This is a genomic window from Pseudaestuariivita atlantica, assembly GCF_001205715.1.
In the GTDB taxonomy this organism is placed as follows: Bacteria; Pseudomonadota; Alphaproteobacteria; order Rhodobacterales; family Rhodobacteraceae; genus Pseudaestuariivita; species Pseudaestuariivita atlantica.
In genome coordinates, this window is sequence record NZ_AQQZ01000004.1 from 18,493 (window position 1) to 38,347 (window position 19,855).

General features: G+C 65.4%; 17 protein-coding genes. 3 read left to right on the forward strand and 14 right to left on the reverse strand.

From position 1 onward, the window contains the following. Positions 1–34: 34 nt before the first annotated feature. The gene (gene hydA, locus ATO11_RS09545; RefSeq protein WP_050530648.1) at positions 35–1,489 is read right to left on the reverse strand and encodes a dihydropyrimidinase; all 1,455 of its coding nucleotides are present in this window, start codon (positions 1,487–1,489) and stop codon (positions 35–37) included. Positions 1,490–1,576: 87 nt separating this feature from the next. Beyond that, positions 1,577–2,827 (reverse strand): Zn-dependent hydrolase, encoded by a 1,251-nt coding sequence (locus tag ATO11_RS09550; protein WP_050530649.1) that lies wholly within the window; start codon positions 2,825–2,827, stop codon positions 1,577–1,579. Positions 2,828–2,961: 134 nt separating this feature from the next. On the opposite strand from ATO11_RS09550, the gene ATO11_RS09555 reads away from it, so the two are divergent. Beyond that, positions 2,962–3,573 carry a TetR family transcriptional regulator C-terminal domain-containing protein gene (locus tag ATO11_RS09555; RefSeq protein ID WP_050530650.1) on the forward strand — a complete coding sequence of 204 codons (612 nt, stop codon included), beginning with the start codon at positions 2,962–2,964 and terminating at the stop codon, positions 3,571–3,573. Positions 3,574–3,581: 8 nt separating this feature from the next. On the opposite strand, the gene ATO11_RS22305 is transcribed toward ATO11_RS09555, so the two are convergent. From ATO11_RS22305 to ATO11_RS09570, 3 genes are all read right to left on the reverse strand, one after another. Beyond that, on the reverse strand, positions 3,582–3,821 hold the full coding sequence (locus tag ATO11_RS22305) for a hypothetical protein (RefSeq protein ID WP_207382957.1): 240 nt from the start codon (positions 3,819–3,821) through the stop codon (positions 3,582–3,584). A gap of 88 nt (positions 3,822–3,909) precedes the next feature. After that, complete coding sequence (preA, locus tag ATO11_RS09565) at positions 3,910–5,211, reverse strand: NAD-dependent dihydropyrimidine dehydrogenase subunit PreA (RefSeq protein ID WP_050530652.1); 1,302 nt, start codon at positions 5,209–5,211, stop codon at positions 3,910–3,912. A gap of 50 nt (positions 5,212–5,261) precedes the next feature. Then, positions 5,262–6,578 (reverse strand): NAD(P)-dependent oxidoreductase, encoded by a 1,317-nt coding sequence (locus ATO11_RS09570; RefSeq protein ID WP_050530653.1) that lies wholly within the window; start codon positions 6,576–6,578, stop codon positions 5,262–5,264. Between the two features lie 235 nt (positions 6,579–6,813). Between ATO11_RS09570 and ATO11_RS09575 the strand changes: the two genes are divergently transcribed. Continuing rightward, positions 6,814–7,035 carry a DUF1127 domain-containing protein gene (locus ATO11_RS09575; protein WP_050530654.1) on the forward strand — a complete coding sequence of 74 codons (222 nt, stop codon included), beginning with the start codon at positions 6,814–6,816 and terminating at the stop codon, positions 7,033–7,035. Between the two features lie 236 nt (positions 7,036–7,271). Here the strand turns inward: ATO11_RS09575 and kdsA are convergent, their stop codons facing one another. The 4 genes from kdsA to ATO11_RS09595 all read right to left on the reverse strand — a co-directional run bounded on the left by kdsA (position 7,272) and on the right by ATO11_RS09595 (position 11,358). Next, positions 7,272–8,099, reverse strand: coding sequence for a 3-deoxy-8-phosphooctulonate synthase (kdsA, locus tag ATO11_RS09580; RefSeq protein ID WP_050530655.1), 828 nt, complete (start codon positions 8,097–8,099; stop codon positions 7,272–7,274). After that, positions 8,096–8,872 carry a 3-deoxy-manno-octulosonate cytidylyltransferase gene (locus ATO11_RS09585; protein ID WP_050530656.1) on the reverse strand — a complete coding sequence of 259 codons (777 nt, stop codon included), beginning with the start codon at positions 8,870–8,872 and terminating at the stop codon, positions 8,096–8,098. Before ATO11_RS09585 ends, kdsA begins: the two co-directional genes overlap by 4 nt. Continuing rightward, entirely contained in the window at positions 8,869–9,819 is a 951-nt protein-coding gene (locus tag ATO11_RS09590) for a KpsF/GutQ family sugar-phosphate isomerase (protein WP_050530657.1), read from the reverse strand. The genes ATO11_RS09585 and ATO11_RS09590 overlap by 4 nt, the downstream gene beginning before the upstream one ends. 96 nt (positions 9,820–9,915) lie before the next feature. Continuing rightward, positions 9,916–11,358: a mannose-1-phosphate guanylyltransferase/mannose-6-phosphate isomerase gene (locus ATO11_RS09595; RefSeq protein ID WP_050530658.1), complete on the reverse strand. Its 1,443-nt coding sequence runs from the start codon at positions 11,356–11,358 to the stop codon at positions 9,916–9,918. Between the two features lie 345 nt (positions 11,359–11,703). Here ATO11_RS09595 and ATO11_RS09600 point away from each other — a divergent pair, with 345 nt between their 5' ends. Next, complete coding sequence (locus tag ATO11_RS09600) at positions 11,704–13,542, forward strand: polysaccharide biosynthesis protein (protein WP_050530659.1); 1,839 nt, start codon at positions 11,704–11,706, stop codon at positions 13,540–13,542. On the opposite strand, the gene ATO11_RS09605 is transcribed toward ATO11_RS09600, so the two are convergent. The 5 genes from ATO11_RS09605 to ATO11_RS09625 form a co-directional block, all read right to left on the reverse strand. Next, entirely contained in the window at positions 13,543–14,010 is a 468-nt protein-coding gene (locus ATO11_RS09605; RefSeq protein WP_050530660.1) for an SRPBCC domain-containing protein, read from the reverse strand. Next, positions 14,003–14,311 (reverse strand): ArsR/SmtB family transcription factor, encoded by a 309-nt coding sequence (locus ATO11_RS09610; protein WP_050530661.1) that lies wholly within the window; start codon positions 14,309–14,311, stop codon positions 14,003–14,005. The genes ATO11_RS09605 and ATO11_RS09610 overlap by 8 nt, the downstream gene beginning before the upstream one ends. Positions 14,312–14,347: 36 nt before the next feature. Further along, a complete protein-coding gene (locus ATO11_RS09615) occupies positions 14,348–14,992 on the reverse strand; it encodes a pseudouridine synthase (RefSeq protein WP_050530662.1) in 645 nt (214 codons plus the stop codon). A 66-nt stretch (positions 14,993–15,058) separates the two neighbouring features. Continuing rightward, positions 15,059–17,125, reverse strand: a complete 2,067-nt coding sequence (locus ATO11_RS09620; RefSeq protein ID WP_082176273.1) for a peroxidase family protein — start codon at positions 17,123–17,125, stop codon at positions 15,059–15,061. Between the two features lie 289 nt (positions 17,126–17,414). Then, positions 17,415–19,853 (reverse strand): GcvT family protein, encoded by a 2,439-nt coding sequence (locus ATO11_RS09625; RefSeq protein ID WP_050530664.1) that lies wholly within the window; start codon positions 19,851–19,853, stop codon positions 17,415–17,417. Positions 19,854–19,855: the final 2 nt, after the last annotated feature.

The following is a 19,855-nucleotide window of genomic DNA, read 5'->3' on the forward strand; positions in this document are numbered from 1 at the left end:
CCCTCAACTACCCTGCAGTCCGTCACAGCCGTCATCACACTCCGGTCGCCGGGATACCCGTCCGCTGCACGGGCTGCGGCGCGGTCAACTCCTTCCACGAAGACAGCGCCCGGTTCACCGGGGTGTTGCCCTCGCGCGAGACGAACTTGCCATGCCCTTCCTGCGTGCGGATCTCCCCGTCATGCACGGCCACATGGCCCCGCGTCAGCGTGAACCGGGGCAAGCCCTTCACCTCCTTGCCCTCGAACACGTTGTAATCGATGGCCGATTGCTGGTTGCCCGCGCTGATCGTCTTGGACTTCTCCGGATCCCACACCACAAGGTCGGCATCCGCACCCACGGCCACCGCCCCCTTCTTGGGATAACAGTTCAAAATCTTCGCGATGTTGGTCGAGGTCACGGCAACGAACTCGTTCGGCGTCAGCCGCCCCGTTGCCACGCCATGCGTCCACAGCATCGGCATCCGGTCCTCCAGCCCTCCGGTCCCGTTCGGGATCTTGGTGAAATCACCCACGCCATACCGCTTCTGCTCGGTCGTGAAGGCACAATGGTCCGTCGCCACGACCGACAAGGACCCCGCCTGCAGACCCGCCCAAAGGCTGTCCTGATGCATCTTGTTCCGGAACGGCGGCGACATGACCCGCCGCGCCGCATGGTCCCAGTCGGCGTTGAAATACTCGCTCTCATCCAGCGTCAGGTGCTGGATCAACGGCTCTCCCCACACCCGCTTGCCCTGTTGACGCGCGCGCCGGATCGCCTCGTGCGCCTCCTCGCAGGAGGTATGCACCACGTAGAGCGGCACCCCCGCCATGTCCGCGATCATGATCGCCCGGTTCGTCGCCTCGCCTTCAACCTGAGAGGGCCGCGAATAGGCATGCGCCTCCGGCCCGGTATTGCCCTCCGCCAACAGCTTGGCCGACAATTCCGCCACCACGTCACCGTTCTCGGCATGGACCATCGCGATCCCGCCCAACTCGGCCAACCGATTGAAGCTCGCGAACAACTCGTCGTCGTTCACCATCAAGGCCCCCTTGTAGGCAAGGAAGTGCTTGAAGGTATTGATGCCCCGCTCCTCGATCACGGTCTTCATGTCGTTGAACACCTGCTCGCCCCACCACGTCACCGCCATGTGGAACGAGTAATCGCAGTTCGCGCGGGTCGACTTGTTGTCCCACCGCTTGATCGCGTCCAAGAGGCTCTCGCCCTGGTTCGGCAGGCAGAAATCGACGACCATCGTCGTCCCCCCCGCCAACCCGGCCCGCGTCCCGCTCTCGAAATCGTCGCTGGAGTACGTCCCCATGAACGGCATCTCCAGATGCACATGCGGATCGATCCCGCCGGGCATCACGTAACACCCCGTCGCGTCCAGCTCCTCCCCGCCCGTCAGGTTCGGCCCAATCTCGGTGATCGTCCCGTTCTCCACCCGGACATCCGCCTCATAGGTCAGGTCATGCGTGACGACGGTGCCGTTTCTGATGATCTTGCTCATGGTCCGTCTCCTATCTCGCCGGTCCGCATCTTCTCTGGTTCCAAAATACCTCGGGGAATCCCGCAGGGACGGGGCAGAGCCGCAATGTCACCCCTGCACCCCCGCCGTCTCGACCACGGCATGCATCAGCACGTCCGCACCCGCCGTCGCCCACTCCTTGGAAATCTCCTCGGCCTCGTTATGGCTCAGCCCGTCCACGCAAGGACACATCACCATCGCGGTCGGGTAGATATCGTTGATCCAGCACGCGTCGTGCCCCGCGCCGGAAACGATATCCATGTGGGAGTACCCCAGCCGCTCCGCCGCATCGCGCACGGCGGTCACGCAGCCTTCGTCAAACGCGGGCGGATCGAACTGGCCGACGATCTCGGCCGAGAACTCCACGCCAATATCGGCACACAAGGCCGGCGCGCGCGCCATCAACTCGTCCACCATCCCGTTCAGCTTGTCGAGAAGATGCGTCCGCATATCCACCGTGAACACGACCTTGCCGGGGATGATGTTGCGCGAGTTCGGGTAGACATCGATATGCCCGATCGCGCCCACCGCGTTCGGCTGGTTCTTCATCGCGATCTCGTGCACCAGTTCGGTGATCAGCGCCAGCCCGCGCCCCGCATTCCTGCGCATCGACATCGGCGTTGAACCGGTGTGGCTCTCTTTCCCGGTCACCGTGCATTCGATCCAGCGCAGGCCCTGCCCGTGGGTGACGACCCCGATATCCTTGCCCTCGGCCTCAAGGATCGGACCCTGTTCGATATGCAACTCGAAGAAGGCGTGCATCTTGCGGTCGCCCACCTTCTCGGGCCCCTTCCAGCCGATCCGCTCCAACTCGTCTCCGAACCGCTTGCCTTGCGCGTCAACCCGGTCATTGGCCCAGTCGAGGTCATGCTTGCCCGCGAACACACCCGACGCCAGCATCGCGGGCGCGAACCGCGTGCCTTCCTCGTTGGTCCAGTTGGTCACGACGATGGGGTGCTTGGTCTGGATACCCAGGTCGTTCAGCGTGCGAACGATCTCCAGCCCCCCCAGCACACCGAGGACGCCATCATACTTCCCGCCCGTCGGCTGCGTATCCAGATGCGATCCGACATAGACCGGCAGCGCATCCGGGTCCGTCCCCTCGCGCCGGGCGAACATGTTGCCGATCTCGTCGACACCCATGGTCATGCCCGCATCCTCGCACCAGCGCTGGAATAGGTGACGGCCCTCGCTGTCCTCGTCCGTCAGCGTCTGGCGGTTGTTGCCACCCGCCACGCCGGGGCCGATCCTAGCCATCTCCATCAGGCTGTCCCACAGCCGGTCACCGTTGATCTTCAGGTTCTCGCCGGGGGCGGCCATCGCGGACTCCAATTTTTGACCGTTTGGTAAACGATTGCGCGTGAGGTTTATTCTGTCAAGAATAAGCCCACACGCCGCGCCGGGCCGACCGGCTTGGAATCAGGCACCAGCACAAGGTTTGAGCACCGCACGACATGCCCGCCGACACCGCGAAAAAGCCCAGCCGGATCCAGTTGAAGAACCGCGGCATCATCCTCGACGCGGCGCTCGACGTGTTCTCGACCCACGGCTTCCGCGGTGCCACGCTCGACCAGATCGCCGAAGCCGCGGGCCTGTCGAAACCCAACATCCTCTACTATTTCGGCGGCAAGGACGACATCCACCGCACCCTCCTGAACGCGCTTCTCGACGTGTGGCTCGCTCCGCTGGTGGAGATGACGGATACCGACGACCCGCTCGACGCAATCATGGACTACGTGCACCGCAAGCTGGAAATGAGCTGGGAAATGCCCCGCGAAAGCCGCCTCTTCGCCGGCGAAGTCATCCGCGGCGCCCCCCGCATGGCGACCGACCTGGAGACCGGGCTCAAACCGCTCTTCGACGAGAAATGCGCCCTGATCCAGCGGTGGGTCGATGACGGCAGGATCGCGCAAGTCTCGCCCGCGCATCTCATCATGTCGATCTGGGCCGTCACCCAGCACTACGCCGATTTCGAAGCGCAGGTGGGCGTGCTCGTCGGCTCCGGGTCACAGGACGACGCCCGCGCACATGTCGACGCGATGTTCCGATCCCTGCTGACGCCTTAACCCACCATTTACCACGACGCGCCCATCATGTTCGCATGAACATGATGCCGTCCCGCCTGAACCGTCCAATCAACCACGGCTTCACCCGACAGCTCTTCGGCGCCAAGGCTGCACAAAAGGGCGGCGTCGTGCGCCGATCCAAAAGGGATGTGCACAGGGAAGTCGGGCTTGACCACCTGATGCGCGAAGTGACGCGGCGCGGCTTTCACCTCGTCGAAAGCGGCGATCAATACGTGATCATCTGCCACCCCGGCCACATCCGCATCCTCTGCTGACGTCAAAAAGTTCGTACGAACTTTTTTGATCCAACATTTTTCGCAGGAAAAGTGTCGCGCCTCACTCCGCCGCTTCGGCCGCAGGGTTGTTGGGGTGCGTCGTCCAGTTGGCGTAATCAGGCTCCACCACCCGGCCCGTGCGCGGATCGGTCTGGCCGGGCGTCATCGCTTCCATCGTGATGCAGTCTTCCACCGGGCAGACATTGACGCAGAGGTTGCAGGCGACACATTCGTCATCCTTTACCGAGAACACCCGGTCGTCCGACATCGCGATCGCCTGGTGGGACGTGTCCTCGCACGCGGCATAACACCGCCCGCACTTGATGCAGAGCTCCTGGTCGATCTTCGCCTTGGCGACGTAGTTCAGGTTCAGATGCTGCCAGTCGCTGCAATTCGGAACCGCGCGCCCGACGATCTCGTTCACCGACGAAAAGCCCTTCTCGTCCATGTATTCCGACAGGCCCGAAATCATCTCCTGCACGATCTTGAACCCGTATGTCATGGCCGCCGTGCACACCTGCACGTTGCCCGCGCCCAGCGCCATGAACTCCGCCGCGTCGCGCCACGTGGTGATCCCGCCGATCCCGCTGACCGGCAGCCCCACCAGGTCGGCATCCCGCGCAATCTCCGCCACCATGTTCAGCGCAATGGGCTTCACCGCCGGCCCGCAATAGCCGCCATGCGCGCCCTTGCCGTCGATCGTCGGCTCCGGTGCGAACAGGTCGAGGTTCACCGACGTGATCGAGTTGATCGTGTTGATCAGGCTTACCGCATCCGCGCCACCCGCCTTCGCCGCCGCCGCGGGCTTGCGGATATCGGTGATGTTGGGCGTCAGCTTCACAATCACCGGCATGCGCGTGTTGGCCTTGGCCCAGCGCGTGACCATCTCGATATATTCCGGCACCTGCCCGACGGCGCTGCCCATGCCGCGCTCGCTCATCCCGTGGGGACATCCGAAATTCAGCTCCACCGCATCTGCGCCGGTATCCTCGACCTTTTCAAGGATGAACCGCCACGGCGCTTCCTCGCAGGGCACCATCAGCGACACAACCATCGCCCGGTCGGGATAGTCGCGCTTGACCATCTTGATCTCCTGCAGGTTCACCTCCAGCGGCCGGTCGGTGATCAACTCGATGTTGTTCAGCCCCAGCAAACGCCGGTCCGCCCCCCAGATCGCGCCATACCGCGGCCCGTTCACGTTCACGATATGCGGGTCCAGCCCCAGCGTCTTCCAGACCACTCCGCCCCACCCGGCCTCGAAAGCGCGGCGGACGTTGTATTCCTTGTCGGTCGGCGGGGCCGAGGCCAGCCAGAACGGATTGGGGCTCTTGATGCCCAGGAAGTCGCTTGTCAGGTCAGCCATCGCGTCCTCGCTTCTTCTCTTTCACAAATATGTCCCCCGGAGGGCCGGGTTCAGCCCGCACCCAGGGTTGCATGGATGTCCTCGGCGGCGTCCCGCCCCTCGGCCACCGCCGTCACGGTCAGGTCGTCGCCCCCCGCGGCGCAATCGCCGCCGGCCCAGACACCGTCCATCGACGTGCGGCCTGCGCCCGTCACGGCGATCTTGCGCCCGTCCATCGCCAGCCCGTCGAATTCCAGCGACTGGCCGATGGCGCGGAACACCTGGTCTGCTGCGAGGCGCACCGTCTCGCCGGTCTCCTTCAGATCGTCGTCGACATAGGCGAACTCGATCTCGCGCACCGCGCCGTTGCCATGCACGGCCACGGGTTGCGCGTTGCAGATGATCCGCACGCCTTTCGACGCCGCCAGGTCCTGCTCGAACACGCTTGCATTCATCCGCGCGCGCGAGCGGCGGTAAACCAGCGTCACGTTCAGCGCGCCCAAGAGCTTCGCCTGCACCGCCGCATCCACCGCTGTCATGCCGCCGCCGATCACCACGACGTCCCGGCCCACGCTCAGCCCCGAAAGATCGCCCTGCCGCAGGTCGGCGATGAAATCCACGGCGTCCAGAACACCCTTGCGGTCATCACCCTCGACGCCCAGCGCGTTCACCCCCGCAAGGCCCAGCCCGAGGAACACCGCGTCATACGCGCCTTTCAACGCCTCCAGCGTCACATCCCGGCCCAGCATCTGGCCGGGCTTCCACGTGATCCCGCCGATCTGCATCAGCCAGTCGACCTCGGCTTGCGCGAACCCGTCCACCGTCTTGTAGGCGGCGATGCCGAACTCGTTCAGCCCTCCGGGCTTTTCCCGCGCGTCCAGGATGTCGACGTCATGCCCCTTCATCGCCAGCCGGTGCGCGCAGGCCAATCCTGCCGGACCGGCCCCGACAACCGCAATCCTGCGCCCTGTCGGAGCCGCCCGGGAGAAAGGATGAATCCCCGCCGCCATCAGCGTGTCGGTGGCGTATCTCTGTAGCTGCCCGATCTTCACGGGCTTGCCCTCTGCCGCCTCGCGCACGCAGGCTTCTTCGCACAGCGTCTCGGTCGGGCAGACCCGCGCGCACATGCCGCCCAGGATGTTCTGGCTCAGGATCGTCTTGGCCGCCGCCTCGGGCGTGCCGGTCGCGATCTGGCGGATGAACAGCGGGATATCGATATCGGTCGGGCAGGCCGTGATGCAGGGCGCGTCGTGGCAGAAATAGCAGCGATCGGATGCCACCAGCGCCTCGTGATCCGAAAGCCGCGGGTGCAGGTCGGCGAAATTCGCCTCCAGCTCCTCGGGCGACAGCCGCCCCGCCACGATGCCCGCGCTCAACTGATCCGCCATGCCGCGCCTCCTGCGATGCTTCAACCTCAGCGTGACTCAGGTCAAAAATTTTATCAACTGGTAAAATAATCCGGGGTCCGCCCTGTGCCGCAACTGCCCAAAAGCCATGCACCCTGCCCCGACAGCCATGCGCCTCCCGCAATGCGGCATTGCAGCATCAGACCTACTCCGTCACCGGGACCACCCCTATCTTTCGGTCACACCACAGGATTTCACACCGCCAAGGAGCTGGACCATGGCCTATACCACCGCCGACACTGCCGCACACCGCTCGGGCAACCCGATCACCAATGCCCTGAACGGCATCTGGAACTGGCTGATCTCGATCTCGGAAGCCGACCACAAGCTGCGCCAGGTCGAAAAGCTGCAATCGCTGTCCGACGACCAACTCGCCAAGCTGGGCCTGAAACGTCAGGACATCGTGCCGTACGTCTTCCGCGACTACTACTACGTCTGACGCCACCGCTCTCGTGACGTGCAAAGGCCCGCGCCGGGGATGGCGCGGGCTTTTTTGTTCGATCCGAAAAGCGCATTGATGGGCCCTGGACCGGCGATCCTGACATATGGCACCGGGCGCTTTATCTCTCAAATCCGCAAAAGGTCCGAACCGCGCACTGGCGGCAGACATATCGCCGGGCCGTGGGAGGGCCCGTCGATGCGCGGCGGCCTGCGGCCTTGATTCCGCGCGGGGCTTCAGCCCAGCCCGATCCGCTCCTTGAACAGCGCATCGAACGCCCGCAAGTCAGCGATCAACCCCGCCATCTGGTCCACCGGGATCATGTTCGGCCCGTCCGACGGCGCGCGATCGGGGTCCTCGTGCGTCTCGATGAATAGCGCCGACACACCCACCGCGCAGGCCGCCCGCGCCAGCACCGGCGCGAACTCGCGCTGCCCGCCCGAGGACGTCCCCTTCCCGCCCGGCTGCTGCACCGAATGGGTCGCGTCGAACACCACCGGGTACCCCGTCGCCGCCATCGTCGGCAGGCCGCGGAAATCCGTCACCAGCGTGTTGTAGCCGAACGACGCTCCCCGCTCGCACAGCATGATCCGCGTGTTCCCGGTCGAGGCGACCTTGTCCGCCACGTTCGCCATGTCCCACGGCGCCAGGAACTGTCCCTTCTTGATGTTGATCGCGGCCCCCGTCTCCCCGGCGGCGAGCAGCAAATCCGTCTGGCGACACAGGAAGGCCGGGATCTGCAACACGTCGCACACCTCGGCCGCCTTGGCGCAATGGCCCGGCTCATGCACATCCGTGAGCACCGGCACGCCGAACTCGTCCCGGATGCGGCCAAGGATCTCCAGCCCGGCCTCCATCCCCAGCCCACGCGTGCCTTTCAGGGACGACCGGTTCGCCTTGTCATAACTGGCCTTGAAGATGAACTTCGTGCCCGTCGGCGCGCAAGCCTCGGCAATGCGCTCCGCCATCATCCGCGCGTGATCCAGCGATTCAAGCTGGCACGGCCCGGTGATCAGCGCGAAAGGCTCCGCCCCGCCGATCCTGATATCGCCGACTTCAATCATCGCTCACCTCGCAACACCGCTTCGATCCGCGGCACGTCCTCGGGGTTGTTCAACTCCCAGAACACCCGCCCCTGCGCCTCCACCTCGACACATCGCACCTTGTGGCCGTTTTCGAGGAAGCGCAGCTGCTCCAACCCCTCCAGCCGCTCCAGCGGTCCCTCGGACCAACCGCCATAAGCGGCCAAGGCCGCGGGCGTATACGCATAAACACCCACATGGTGGTAAACCGGCGGCCGGGCCTTCTCGGCCTCGGGCAGATACGGGATCACCTCTTTCGAGAAGTACAAAGCATCGCGGGCGTGATCGAACACGGCGGTCGTGCCGCCGACCCGCCCCGCGCGGCGGTCTTCCATGAAATTGGCATAGGTCTGCGGGTCGCACTTCAGAACGGGCGTGGCCATCTGCACGCCGTCCTTCATCGCGTCGATCAGGGCGGTCAGGAACCACGGCGGCGTTAGCGGCGCGTCACCCTGCAGGTTCACCGCCACGTCGATATCCATGCCGCGCACCGCCTCGGCCACGCGCTCGGTCCCGTTGCGGCAGGTGTCCGAGGTCATCACCACCTCGGCCCCGAAGGCCCGCGACGCCTCGGCAATCCGGTCGTCATCGGTGGCGACGTAAACGCCCGCCACGCCTTCGATCCCCTGCGCGGCCTCCCACGTCATCTGGATCAGCGACTTCCGCGTGCCATCGCCCTGGTCCAGCGTCACCAGCGGCTTGCCGGGATAGCGCGACGACGCATAACGGGCGGGAATGACGATGACGGTTTTCATACGATCCCTGCGTTCAGGCAGTCGAGGATGCGGAGCAGCCCCACGGGCCGCGCATGCTCGGTCACGACGATAGAGGCGATCTTGCGCGTCTGCATCGCGTGCAGCGCGGTCAGGGCCAGCGTTTCGGAAGAAATCGTCACCGGCGTCCGCGTCGCGATCTCTCCCGCGCTGCGCTCCATCAACCCGTCCATGTTGCGCCGCAGATCGCCGTCAGACAGCACGCCCGTCAGCACTCCCCGCTCGACCACCAGCGCGATACCGAACCCCTTGGCCGTCATGGTGAACAACGTGTCCATCATCGACGTCTCCGGCGTCACGATGGGCAGATCGGTCTGCATCAGTTGCCCCACCGTCGCCAGCTGCGCCCCCAGCTTGCCGCCGGGATGGAAGACGCGGAAATTCTCCGGCTCGAACCCGCGCTCCTCCATCAGCGCGACGGCCAGCGCGTCGCCCAGCGCCAGCGTCAGGGTCGAGGACGTCGTGGGCGCCATCCCGATCGCACAGGCCTCGGGCGCGTCGGGCAGCAACAGCTTGTGATCGGCGGCGGCCATGATCGTGCTGTCGGCCTTGCGCGACATCGCGACCAGCGGGATGCCGAACCGGCGGGTGTGGGCGACCACGTCCCGCAACTCCGGCGTCTCCCCCGACATCGAGATCACCAGCACCACGTCATCCGCGCCGATCATCCCCATGTCGCCATGCGACGCTTCCGAGGCGTGCACGAACAGCGATGGCGTCCCGGTCGAGGCAAGGGTGGCGCTGATCTTGCGCCCGATATGGCCCGACTTGCCGATGCCGGACACGATCACCCGCCCCTTCGCGGCCAGTATCAGGTCGACCACTGCGCCGAAATCCTCGGGCAGCGCGCCGCGCAACTGCCGCAACGCATCCGCTTCGATGTCCAGCACGCGCTGTGCAACGGCAATTGGATCTGACCGCTCTGTCATTCTGCCCCGGGTCCTGTTTCGCCCCGTCCTAGCGCAAGGGCAGGCGCGTTACCAGATCACCGGCGCTTCACGAGGCCGCCCATCAGGGCGGATGAGTTATCCCTTGCCGTTCCCATCCTCGGGGCGGCGGGCATACAGGTCCTCGTACCGTACGATGTCGTCCTCGCCCAGATAGGCGCCGGTCTGAACTTCGATCAGAACCATCGGCACCTTGCCGGGGTTTTCCATCCGGTGGACCGCGCCCAATGGGACATAGATCGACTGGTTCTCCGCAACGAGACTCACGACATTGTCTACCGTCACCCGCGCCGTGCCCGCCACCACGATCCAGTGCTCGGACCGGTGCACGTGGCTCTGCAGCGACAAAGCCGCGCCGGGATTGACCACGATCCGCTTCACCTGGAACCGGTCGGCCAGCGTCAGCGTCTCGAAATAGCCCCAAGGCCGGTGATCCTTGGGAAAGGCCGTCGCCTGCGGCGCACCCGCCGCCTTCAGCCGGTCGACCGCCTGTTTCACGTCCTGCGCGCGGTCCCTGTGCGCGACCAGCACCGCGTCGGGCAGCGCGACGGCCACGATATCCTCCAGCCCCAGCCCGACGATCACCTGCCCGCCCGCTTCGGACCGCAACAGCGTGTCGCGGCAATCGATAGCATGGGCCGGGCCGTGCAGGCCGACGCCGGCCTCGTCCGCCCCGGACTGGCGCCAGATCGCCGCCCAGTCACCCAGGTCGGACCACTCGCCTTCGAAGGGGACCGCTCCCAACCGTTCGGCCTTTTCCATGATCGCGTAGTCGATCGAGATATCCGGCGCGCGGCTCCACGCCTCCGGCTCCAGCCGCAGGAAACCCAGGTCCGGCTCGGCATGGTCGACCGCCGCGCGCACCGCGCTCAGAACCTGCGGCGCATGCGCCTCGAACGCCGCGATCAGCGCACGGGCCGACATCAGGAAGATGCCCGCGTTCCAAAGGTAACCGCCGTCGTCCAGCATCCTGCGGGCCGCGACCTCGTCGGGCTTTTCCACGAACCGCTCCAGCGGCACCACCGGCCCCGCGCCTTCCTTGCCCAGCTTGAGGTAGCCATACCCCGTCTCGGGCCGATGCGGGCGGATGCCGAAGGTGACCAGCACACCGTCGCGTGCGGCCGCCACACCCTGTTGCACCGCCTCCCGGAACGCCGCCGCGTCGGGGATCAGGTGATCGGACGGCAGCGCCAGCATCAGCGCGCCGGGCGTATCCGCCTCGACCTTCAGGGCTGCCGCCAGCAGCGCGGGCGCGGTGTTGCGCGCCGACGGCTCGATCAGGACCGCGCCGGGATCGACGCCGCACTCGGCCAGCTGCTGGGTCGCGATGAACCGGAAATCCGACGCCGTCACCACCAGCGGCGCGCCGAACCCCTCTCCGCTCACCCGCAGGGCGGTGTCCTGGAACAGCGACCGCTCCCCGACCAGCGCCGCGAACTGCTTGGGATAGGACTTGCGGGACAAAGGCCAAAGCCGCGTCCCGGACCCGCCACACAGGATCACCGGTTGAATGTCGTGCATGTCCGCTCCTGCGCCGCCTGCTCGCGTCATAGCAGAGTGATTCGTTCAAAATCTTGATAAATTCACCACATCAACGTGGCTTTTCTGAGACATACCCTGCGCCTTTCGGCGCCTTGCCGCCCAATATCTTGTCAGAAGGTCGGGTATTTCGCACTTGCAGCAACCCCGCCTTGCCTGTTGAAACGGCAATCGACTAATGTTGAGGCCGAGCTTTTTCGTGGCCTTAAGTGAAAGTGTGGTGCGTGCGTAACTTCGACGATCCGGTTGCGATAACACCGGGCAATCGCCCACGAATTGAACAAAGGCGCTGACGTGTTTTATCGACTGGCCATTTCCCTGACCCGCATGCAGAAAAGCCTGATTTTCCTGGCGCTGGATGTGGCTGTCGTCCCGGTCGCGCTGCTCCTCGCCCTACTGCTGCACGGCACCACGGCCCTGACACCCGCGACGCTCTGGGCGATTTCGCCGCTGGTCCTGTCGCTCATGTTGATCGCCGCCTTCCTGTTCCGGCAACTGGGCCTGTCCAAGTACAAGCTGAACTCGTACGAGACGCGCGGCGTCATGACGACCGCGATGGTGGCGATCCTGCTGGGCGCGTTCGGGGCCGCGATCAACTCGGTCATCGGCACCCCGGTGGCCTATTCGGTCTTCATCATCTTCTCGGCGCTGGCCGCGATCATGGGCGTTGCGTGGCGGCTGGCGCTGCGGCGGTTCCTGCTCAGCGTGTACCGGCGCGGCAAGCGGCACGTGCGCGTGCTGGTCTACGGCGCCGGGCAGACGGGCCAGCAACTGGCCGCCGCCCTGCGCACCGACGACGCTGTCGAACCGATCGCCTTCATCGACGACAACCCCAAACTGCAATCCATGATGATCTCTGGCCTGCCGGTCTATGCCAAGAGCCAGATCAAGGAACTCGTCACCTCCAAGCAGATCGACCGCGTGGTGCTGGCGATGCCCTCGCTCAGCCAGCCGGAACAGGCGCGCATCGCCATGTCCCTGCGCGAGCTTGATTGCGAGGTGCACGCCCTGCCGTCCTTCGCCGAACTGGTCGGGCGCGGCGGGATCGGCGCGCGGGTCAAACCCGTCTCGCTCGACACGCTGCTTGGCCGCAACAAGCTGGAAAACGAACTGCCGGGCGTCAGCCATGCCTATTCCGGCCGCCGCATCCTCGTGACCGGCGCGGGCGGGTCGATCGGGTCGGAACTCTGCCGCCAGCTGATCTCGTGCCAGCCCGCCTGCGTCGTGCTGCTCGACCATTCCGAACTGGCGCTCTACCAGATCGACAAGGACCTGCGCGACCTGCGCGATGACCTGCACGTGGTTCCGGTGCTGGGCTCTGTATGCGACGCGGCGCTGGTGGCCGATGTCCTGGCCGACAACCAGGTCGACGTCGTCCTGCACGCCGCCGCCTACAAACACGTGCCCATGGTCGAAATGAACCCGCTGGGCGGGCTCGACAACAACGTCTTCGGCACCCGCGTCGTGGCCGAGGCGTCGCGCGATGCGGGCGTCGAACGGTTCATCCTCGTGTCGTCCGACAAGGCCGTGCGCCCGACCAACGTGATGGGCGCGTCCAAGCGCCTCGCCGAACTGGTCGTGCAGGACCTCGCGACCCGGTCGTCCGGCACCCGCTTCTCGATGGTGCGCTTCGGCAACGTGCTCGGCTCCTCCGGCTCGGTCATCCCCCGGTTCGAGGAACAGATCGCGCGCGGCGGCCCGGTGACGCTCACCCACGGATCGGTCACGCGCTACTTCATGACCATCTCCGAAGCCGCGCGGCTCGTCCTCCTGGCAGGCTCCTTCGCGCGCGGCGGCGACGTCTTCGTGCTCGACATGGGCGAACCGGTGCCGATCCGCAAACTGGCCCGCCAGATGATCGAAGGCGCGGGCTACTCGGTGAAGGACGCCAACCACCCCGATGGCGATATCGAGATCAAGATAACCGGCCTGCGCCCCGGCGAGAAGCTGCATGAAGAGCTGCTGATCTCCCCCGACATGCTGACCACGCCGCACACCAAGATCCTGCGCGCGCAGGAAAGCTATTTGTCCGAGATCGAGATGGCGAACGCCCTGCGCGAGCTGCGCAAGGCGCTCGATACGCGCGACGTGCCCGCCGCCCGTGCCGTGATCGCGCGGTGGGTCGAACAGTTCAACGAGGCGAACCGCGCAGCGGAAGAAGCCTGATCAGCCGGCTGTGCCCGCGACATGATCGCGGAACAGCCTGCCAAGGATCGCACCCCATCCACTGACATACCCGTCCCGAATAGATCCGGCCTGATAGCCCAGCGCCTCCCAGTTGTCATGCACCAGCGTCACCGCGCATCTGCCGTCATCGGTGGGGGCGAAATGCACCGTCACATGCGTCGCTTCCTTCGGCGTACGCCCGACGAACCATGAAAACGCCAACTGCTCCGGTGGCGCCCATGTCCGGATGACCCCCCAGACATGCCGTCCGCCTTCGGCATCCACCTCGACAATCTCGCCACCCTCATGCAGAGCGACCGTGACGGTCCGGGCAGGCGATTTCAGCCGCCCCGCCGACATCGAATGCGTGTCCAGCGGCCACCATGCCGCCATGTGACGAGTGAAGGCGTCAAAGGCTTGCTCTGGTGTCGCATCCACCACCGTTTCGACGCGCACGGGATCAAGCATCTCTGTCTTCCTCCCCTGCCGCCACCGCGCCCTCGATCACCTGCAACCACTGGGTTTCAAGATAAGTCAGCAGCACTTCCAGCCCTTCCGCCTCCACCCCGTAGACCCTTCGGGTGCCCTGCTCCTCGACGCTGACAAGGCCCGCGTCGCGCAACACTTTCAGATGCTGTGACACAACGGGTTGCGAGGTGCCCGCCACCTCGGTCAGGTGCCGGACATTGGCCGGACCTTGCGCAAGCTCCCGCAGGATCGTCTGGCGGATCGGATGGCCAAGAGCCGCGAACTGATCTTCATAAGGCATATCTTATCATAAAAGATACCTTATATAAGTGCAAGCTCAGAACGGCACCGGGTCCCGCAGGTTCAGCGCCGGTCCGCCGGTCGGGTGCGACATCCGCAACCGCTCGGCATGCAGCATCAGCCTTGGCCAGCGCTCCACATCTTCGGAATAGAACGGGTCGCCAAGGATCGGATGGCCCATCTCGCGGCAATGCACGCGCAACTGGTGCGACCGCCCCGTGCGCGGCATCAGCCGCAGCCGCGTTTCGTCCGCTCCGCGCTTCATCACCGCCCAGTCGGTCACCGCCTGCTTGCCGGTCTCGTGGCACACCTTCTGCACCGGCCGGTTCGGCCAGTCGACGATCAGCGGCAGGTCCACCGTGCCGGCATCCTCGGCCACCACGCCCGCCACGCGCGCGACATAGGTCTTCTTCGCCCGGCGGTACTCGAATTGCTGGCCCAGGAACTTCTGCGCATGCGGCGTCAGCGCGAACACCATCACGCCCGACGTGTCCCGGTCCAGCCGGTGCACCAGCAACGCCATGGGAAAGACCGCCTGCACCCGCGCCAGCAGGCAATCGGCGAGGTGCGCGCCCTTGCCCGGCACCGACAACAGGCCCGACGGCTTGGACACGGCCAGCACGTCGGCATCCTCGTGCAGGATCACCAGCGGGTCGTCCGGGGGGTCGTATTCGGCGCTCATGCACCGCCCATACCGCGCCGCGCCGCACAATGCGAGGCCGCCCATCAGGGCGGATGAGCGCGCGCCTCAGACGACGATGATCGCCGCCGCCACCTCTTCGGCCAGCGCGTCGGCCACCGTGATCGTGGTCCCGTCGGCCAGCGTCACCACGGCGCCGTCCTCGGTCTCCTCGATCAGGCCCGGATCGAACGCCCCGTCGTCGTCGAGGTCGAGGGAAATCATGTCCTCCCCGTCAAAATCGAGGATCACGTCGCTGCCGCTGCCCGCGCCGAAGGTGAACAGGTCCATGCCATCTCCGCCTTCCAGCAGGTCGTCGCCCGCTCCGCCATCCAGCACGTCCGACCCGGCACCGCCCTGAAGGTCGTCGTCGCCCTCGCCGCCCGACAGCACGTCGTCGCCCTCGCCGCCCTGCACCACGTCGTCACCCGCCGCGCCGTCCAGCGTGTCGTCGCCCGACAGGCCAAAGACAAGGTCGCGCACCTCCGACCCGACAAGGATATCGCCCTCGTCCGTCCCGCCGATGCGTTCATGCGCGATGAAGATGTCGTCCTGCAGCGCCTCGATCCCGGTATTGGCCAGCACGATGTCGGCCAGCGTCGTCTCCTGCAACTCCGCCAGCTCGTCCGCCGGGATCAGCCCCTCGGCATCACCCCAGCCCTCGTCGCCGTCGCGCAACCGCGTGAACTGGTCGATGATGATGATGGCGAAGGTCTCGCCCACCACGCCGCCCTCGACCGGGTCCTCCGCCAGCCCGCCGACCCACGCATCGACAAGGTCCACGTCGCCATAGGCCTCTTCCAGCCGCCCCGCGATCTCAGGGTCGGACGATATCTCGTCAAACGACGTGACCCGCTCCAGCCCCAGCGTCTCGCGCAGGTCGTTGTAGCTTTCGATGCCAAGGTCGCGCCCGCGCATGATGTTCAGCGCCGCAAGGTCCAGCCCTTGCGTTCCGTCCTCGCCGATCAGGAAGGACCGCACGTCCTCCACGATCATCGTGTCCAGCTCCTGCGCATGGCTGCCCGCCAGCCCCCGGATCACCGGATCTATCCCGCCACCTTCGGCCAGAATGTCGGGGTTGAAAAAGGCTTCCCGCAGGCTCAGCGCGCCGCCGTCGATATCGCTGCCATCCTCGTTCAGCCGTTCGATCTCGGCCGACAGCAGGGTGTGGCCGAACCGGAACGCCGCGCCCGAAAACTCCACCGCGATCGACGGATCGACCTCCGGGTCGTAACCTTCGTATTCCGCGATCGCGTTCTCGCCCACCAGCAGCGGCAACCACTCGTTGTAGGTGATCGCCTGCACCTCGATCTCAAGCCGCAGCCGCGCGCCCTCGAACAACTCTTCATCGGTCAGCGACGGATCGCTTTCGCGCAATTCCTCGACCAGCCGGTTGTGCTCCCGCACGAACAGTTCATGCATCGACGACAGCGCAACATTCTCGCCCGCCCGCACGTCACCGGCGACAAGGTTGCCGTCCTCGTCCCGCGGCAGGCCGTTCTGCTGCATCGCAAGATACGGGCAGGAGCTCACCGCCTCCTCGGTCACCGCGTCCGAGCCATAGACCATCGACGCATCGAGGATCGAGGTGATCTCGTTGGTGAATTCGCGCGGCCCGTCGACGCCGGTGCCGTCATTCGGCGTAACGCGGGTAAAGGTGATCTCGCTGCCCGCCTCGAACTGCGGATCGCCTTCGGGAATGACGATCGCAATTTCCTCACCGCCCTCGCCCGCGGGCGTCAGCCCCATGTCGTGGTCGATGAACTGGCCCCAGGCCCAGAAGAAATCACTCAGCCCGGCGCTGTTCGGCACGTCGCCGTCCTGCTGCGAGACGATGTTCGAAATCTCGCGCGCGTTCGGCAGGTCGGCATCTATCGCGCCGACGCCATCGCTGTAATTCGCATCGCCCAGACGGATCAGCGGGGCACCGGCCTCTTCGCCCGACGGAACGTCATCCGCCCCGCTGCCAAGCCCGCCCTGCACGCCACCTTCACCGTCGCCGTCGCCGTCATCCTCGGGATCCCTCTCCCGATCGTCGTCCTGCGCGTTGTCGGCCACAAGGTCCCAGATGCTGTCCCACTGTTTCGCCGGCACGCCGCCGTCATCTTCGGCCGCCTTGCCTCGGCTTCCGAACATGAAAAAGGGAGACATCAAAAGAAACAGAAGGAATTGCACGGTCAACGCTCCTGAAGCCCACGGCAAAACAGGCCGGGGCGGGCAATACGGGCCACAAGTGACTGCGGTGCGTCCACTTTCGCGCAGTCCCGAGACTTTGGCAAAAATTAGGCGCAAAACCCGGCCAACTGTCGCCGTCGCGCGGATAAACCTTAGCGCGTCAGGGGGATCGGTAACAAGTTGGCAACGATGGCGTCACATTCCCGCAGGACGTGTGGCGCCTCGATTCTCGCACGCGGGGGCCGGGCGTTCAGACCTTCACGCGTTCCGACCTGGGATCATACATCGGCTTCAGCGACGCCTCTGCCGCCACACGAGTCCCAGCCACGTCGATCTCGTAGGACGATCCAAGGACATCCGCCGCGCTCTGGCCCTTGCACGGCACGTATCCCATGCCAATCGCCCCGCCCAGCGCGTGACCATAGGCACCGGAGGACAGGTACCCAACGATCTCGCCATCCCGCACGATGGGCTCGTTGTGATACAAAAGCGGCTCGGGGTCCGTCAGCCGGAACTGCACCAGCCGCGCGTCCAGCCCCGCCTCCTTCTTCCGCAATACCGCGTCGCGCCCGATGAAATCCGGCTTGTCCGTCTTCACGGCAAAGCCCAGCCCCGCCTCCAGCACGTGATCCTCGCAGGTGATATCGTGGCCGAAGTGGCGGAAGCCCTTCTCGATCCGGCAGGTGTCCATCATGTGCATCCCGCACAGTTTCAGCCCCATGTCCTGCCCGGCCTCGTGCAGCACCTCGAACACGTGCCCCGCCATGTCGGAGGAGACATAGACCTCCCAGCCCAGCTCCCCCACGTAGGTCACCCGGTGCACGCGGGCCAATCCCATGCCGATCTCGATCTCCTGCGCCGTCCCGAACGGGTTCACCTCGTTCGAGAAGTCTGCCGGGGACACCTTCTGCAACAGGTCCCGCGCCTTCGGCCCCATCACCGCCAGCACGCCCTCGCCCGCCGTCACGTCGGTGATGACGACGCGATGATCGCCCACATGCCGCTGCAACCACGCCTGATCCTGCAACCGCGTCGCCGCCGGGGTCACGACAAGGTACGCCGTTTCCGACAGGCGGGTGACGGTCACATCCGCCTCGATCCCGCCGCGGTCGTTCAGGAACTGGGTATAGACGATCTTGCCCGCCGGCACGTCATACTGCCCGCCCGCCACGTAGTTGAGGAAGGCGCACGCATCCGGCCCTTCGACCCGCAGCTTCCCGAAGGAAGACATGTCGTACATGCCCACGTTCTCGCGCACCGCCATATGCTCATCGCGCACGTTGTCGAAAAAGTTCTGCCGGTCCCACGAATACTCATAAGCCGGGTCCTGCCCGTCCTTCGCAAACCAGTTGGCCCGCTCCCAGCCCGCCAACTCGCCCATGACAGCGCCATGCTGCAAAAGCTGCCCGTGGAACGGCGTCCGCCGCACCCCCCGCGCCGTCGCCTTCTGACGGTAGGGATAGTGATCGGCATAAAGCAGGCCCAGCGTCTCCACCGACCGCGCCATCAGGTAGTGCTTGTTGCCCTGGAACGGCTGCATCCGGCTGATATCCACATCACCCAGATCAAACGGCTTCTCACTCGTATCCATCCACGAAGCGAGCGCGCTGCCCGCACCCCCCGCCGACTGGATGCCGACCGAGTTGAAGCCCGCCGCGACCCACACATTGTCCATCTCCGGACACTGGCCCAGATGGTACGCATCATCCGGCGTGAAACTCTCCGGCCCGTTGAAGAACGTGTGAATACCCGCCTCCGCCAGCATCGGCATCCGCTCTACAGCAGCTTCAAGGATCGGCTCGAAGTGATCAAAATCCTCGGGCAACTGGTCGAATTCGAAATCCTGCGGGATCGGCCCCCACGGCTTCGCCACCGGTTCGAACGCGCCCAGCAGCATCTTGCCCGCATCTTCCTTGTAATACGCGCACTCATCCGGCACCCGCAGGACGGGGAGTTGCGTCAGGCCCTGAATGGCCTCGGTCACGATATAGAAATGCTCGCAGGCCTGCAGCGGTACGTTCGTGCCCAGCATCTTGCCCACCTCGCGGCCCCACATGCCACCGCAATTCACCACATGCTCACAAGCGATATGGCCCGACGACCCGTCCGCCGCCTCCCAATCGACGCCGGTAATCCGCCGCCCCTCGCGGCTGACACCCGTCGCCTTCACGCGTTCCTTCACGATGCCACCTCGCTGCCGCGCCCCCTTGGCCAGCGCCTGCGCGATGTTCGCCGGATCGCCCTGCCCGTCCAGCGGCAGGTACACCCCCGCCACCACGTCATCCACGTTCAGATGCTCGTACTTGGCCTTCACCTCCGCAGGCGAGATCTCCTCGACCTCCACCCCGAACGCGCGCGCCATCGCCGCCTGACGGTAAATCTCTTCCCTCCGCGCCTCGGTCAGCGCCACGGTGATCGACCCGCAGCGCTTGAACCCCGTGGCCACACCCGTCTCCGCCTCCAGATCGCCGTAAAGCTCCTGCGAATACTTGGCGAGCTTCGTCATGTTCGCCGTCGCCCTAAGCTGCGCGATCAGCCCCGCCGCATGCCACGTCGTGCCGCTGGTCAACTGCTTGCGCTCCAAGAGCACAACGTCGGTCCAGCCCAGCTTGGTCAGGTGATAAGCCACCGAACAGCCGACAACCCCGCCGCCGATGATGACAACCCGCGCTTTTTCAGGAAGGTCCATCG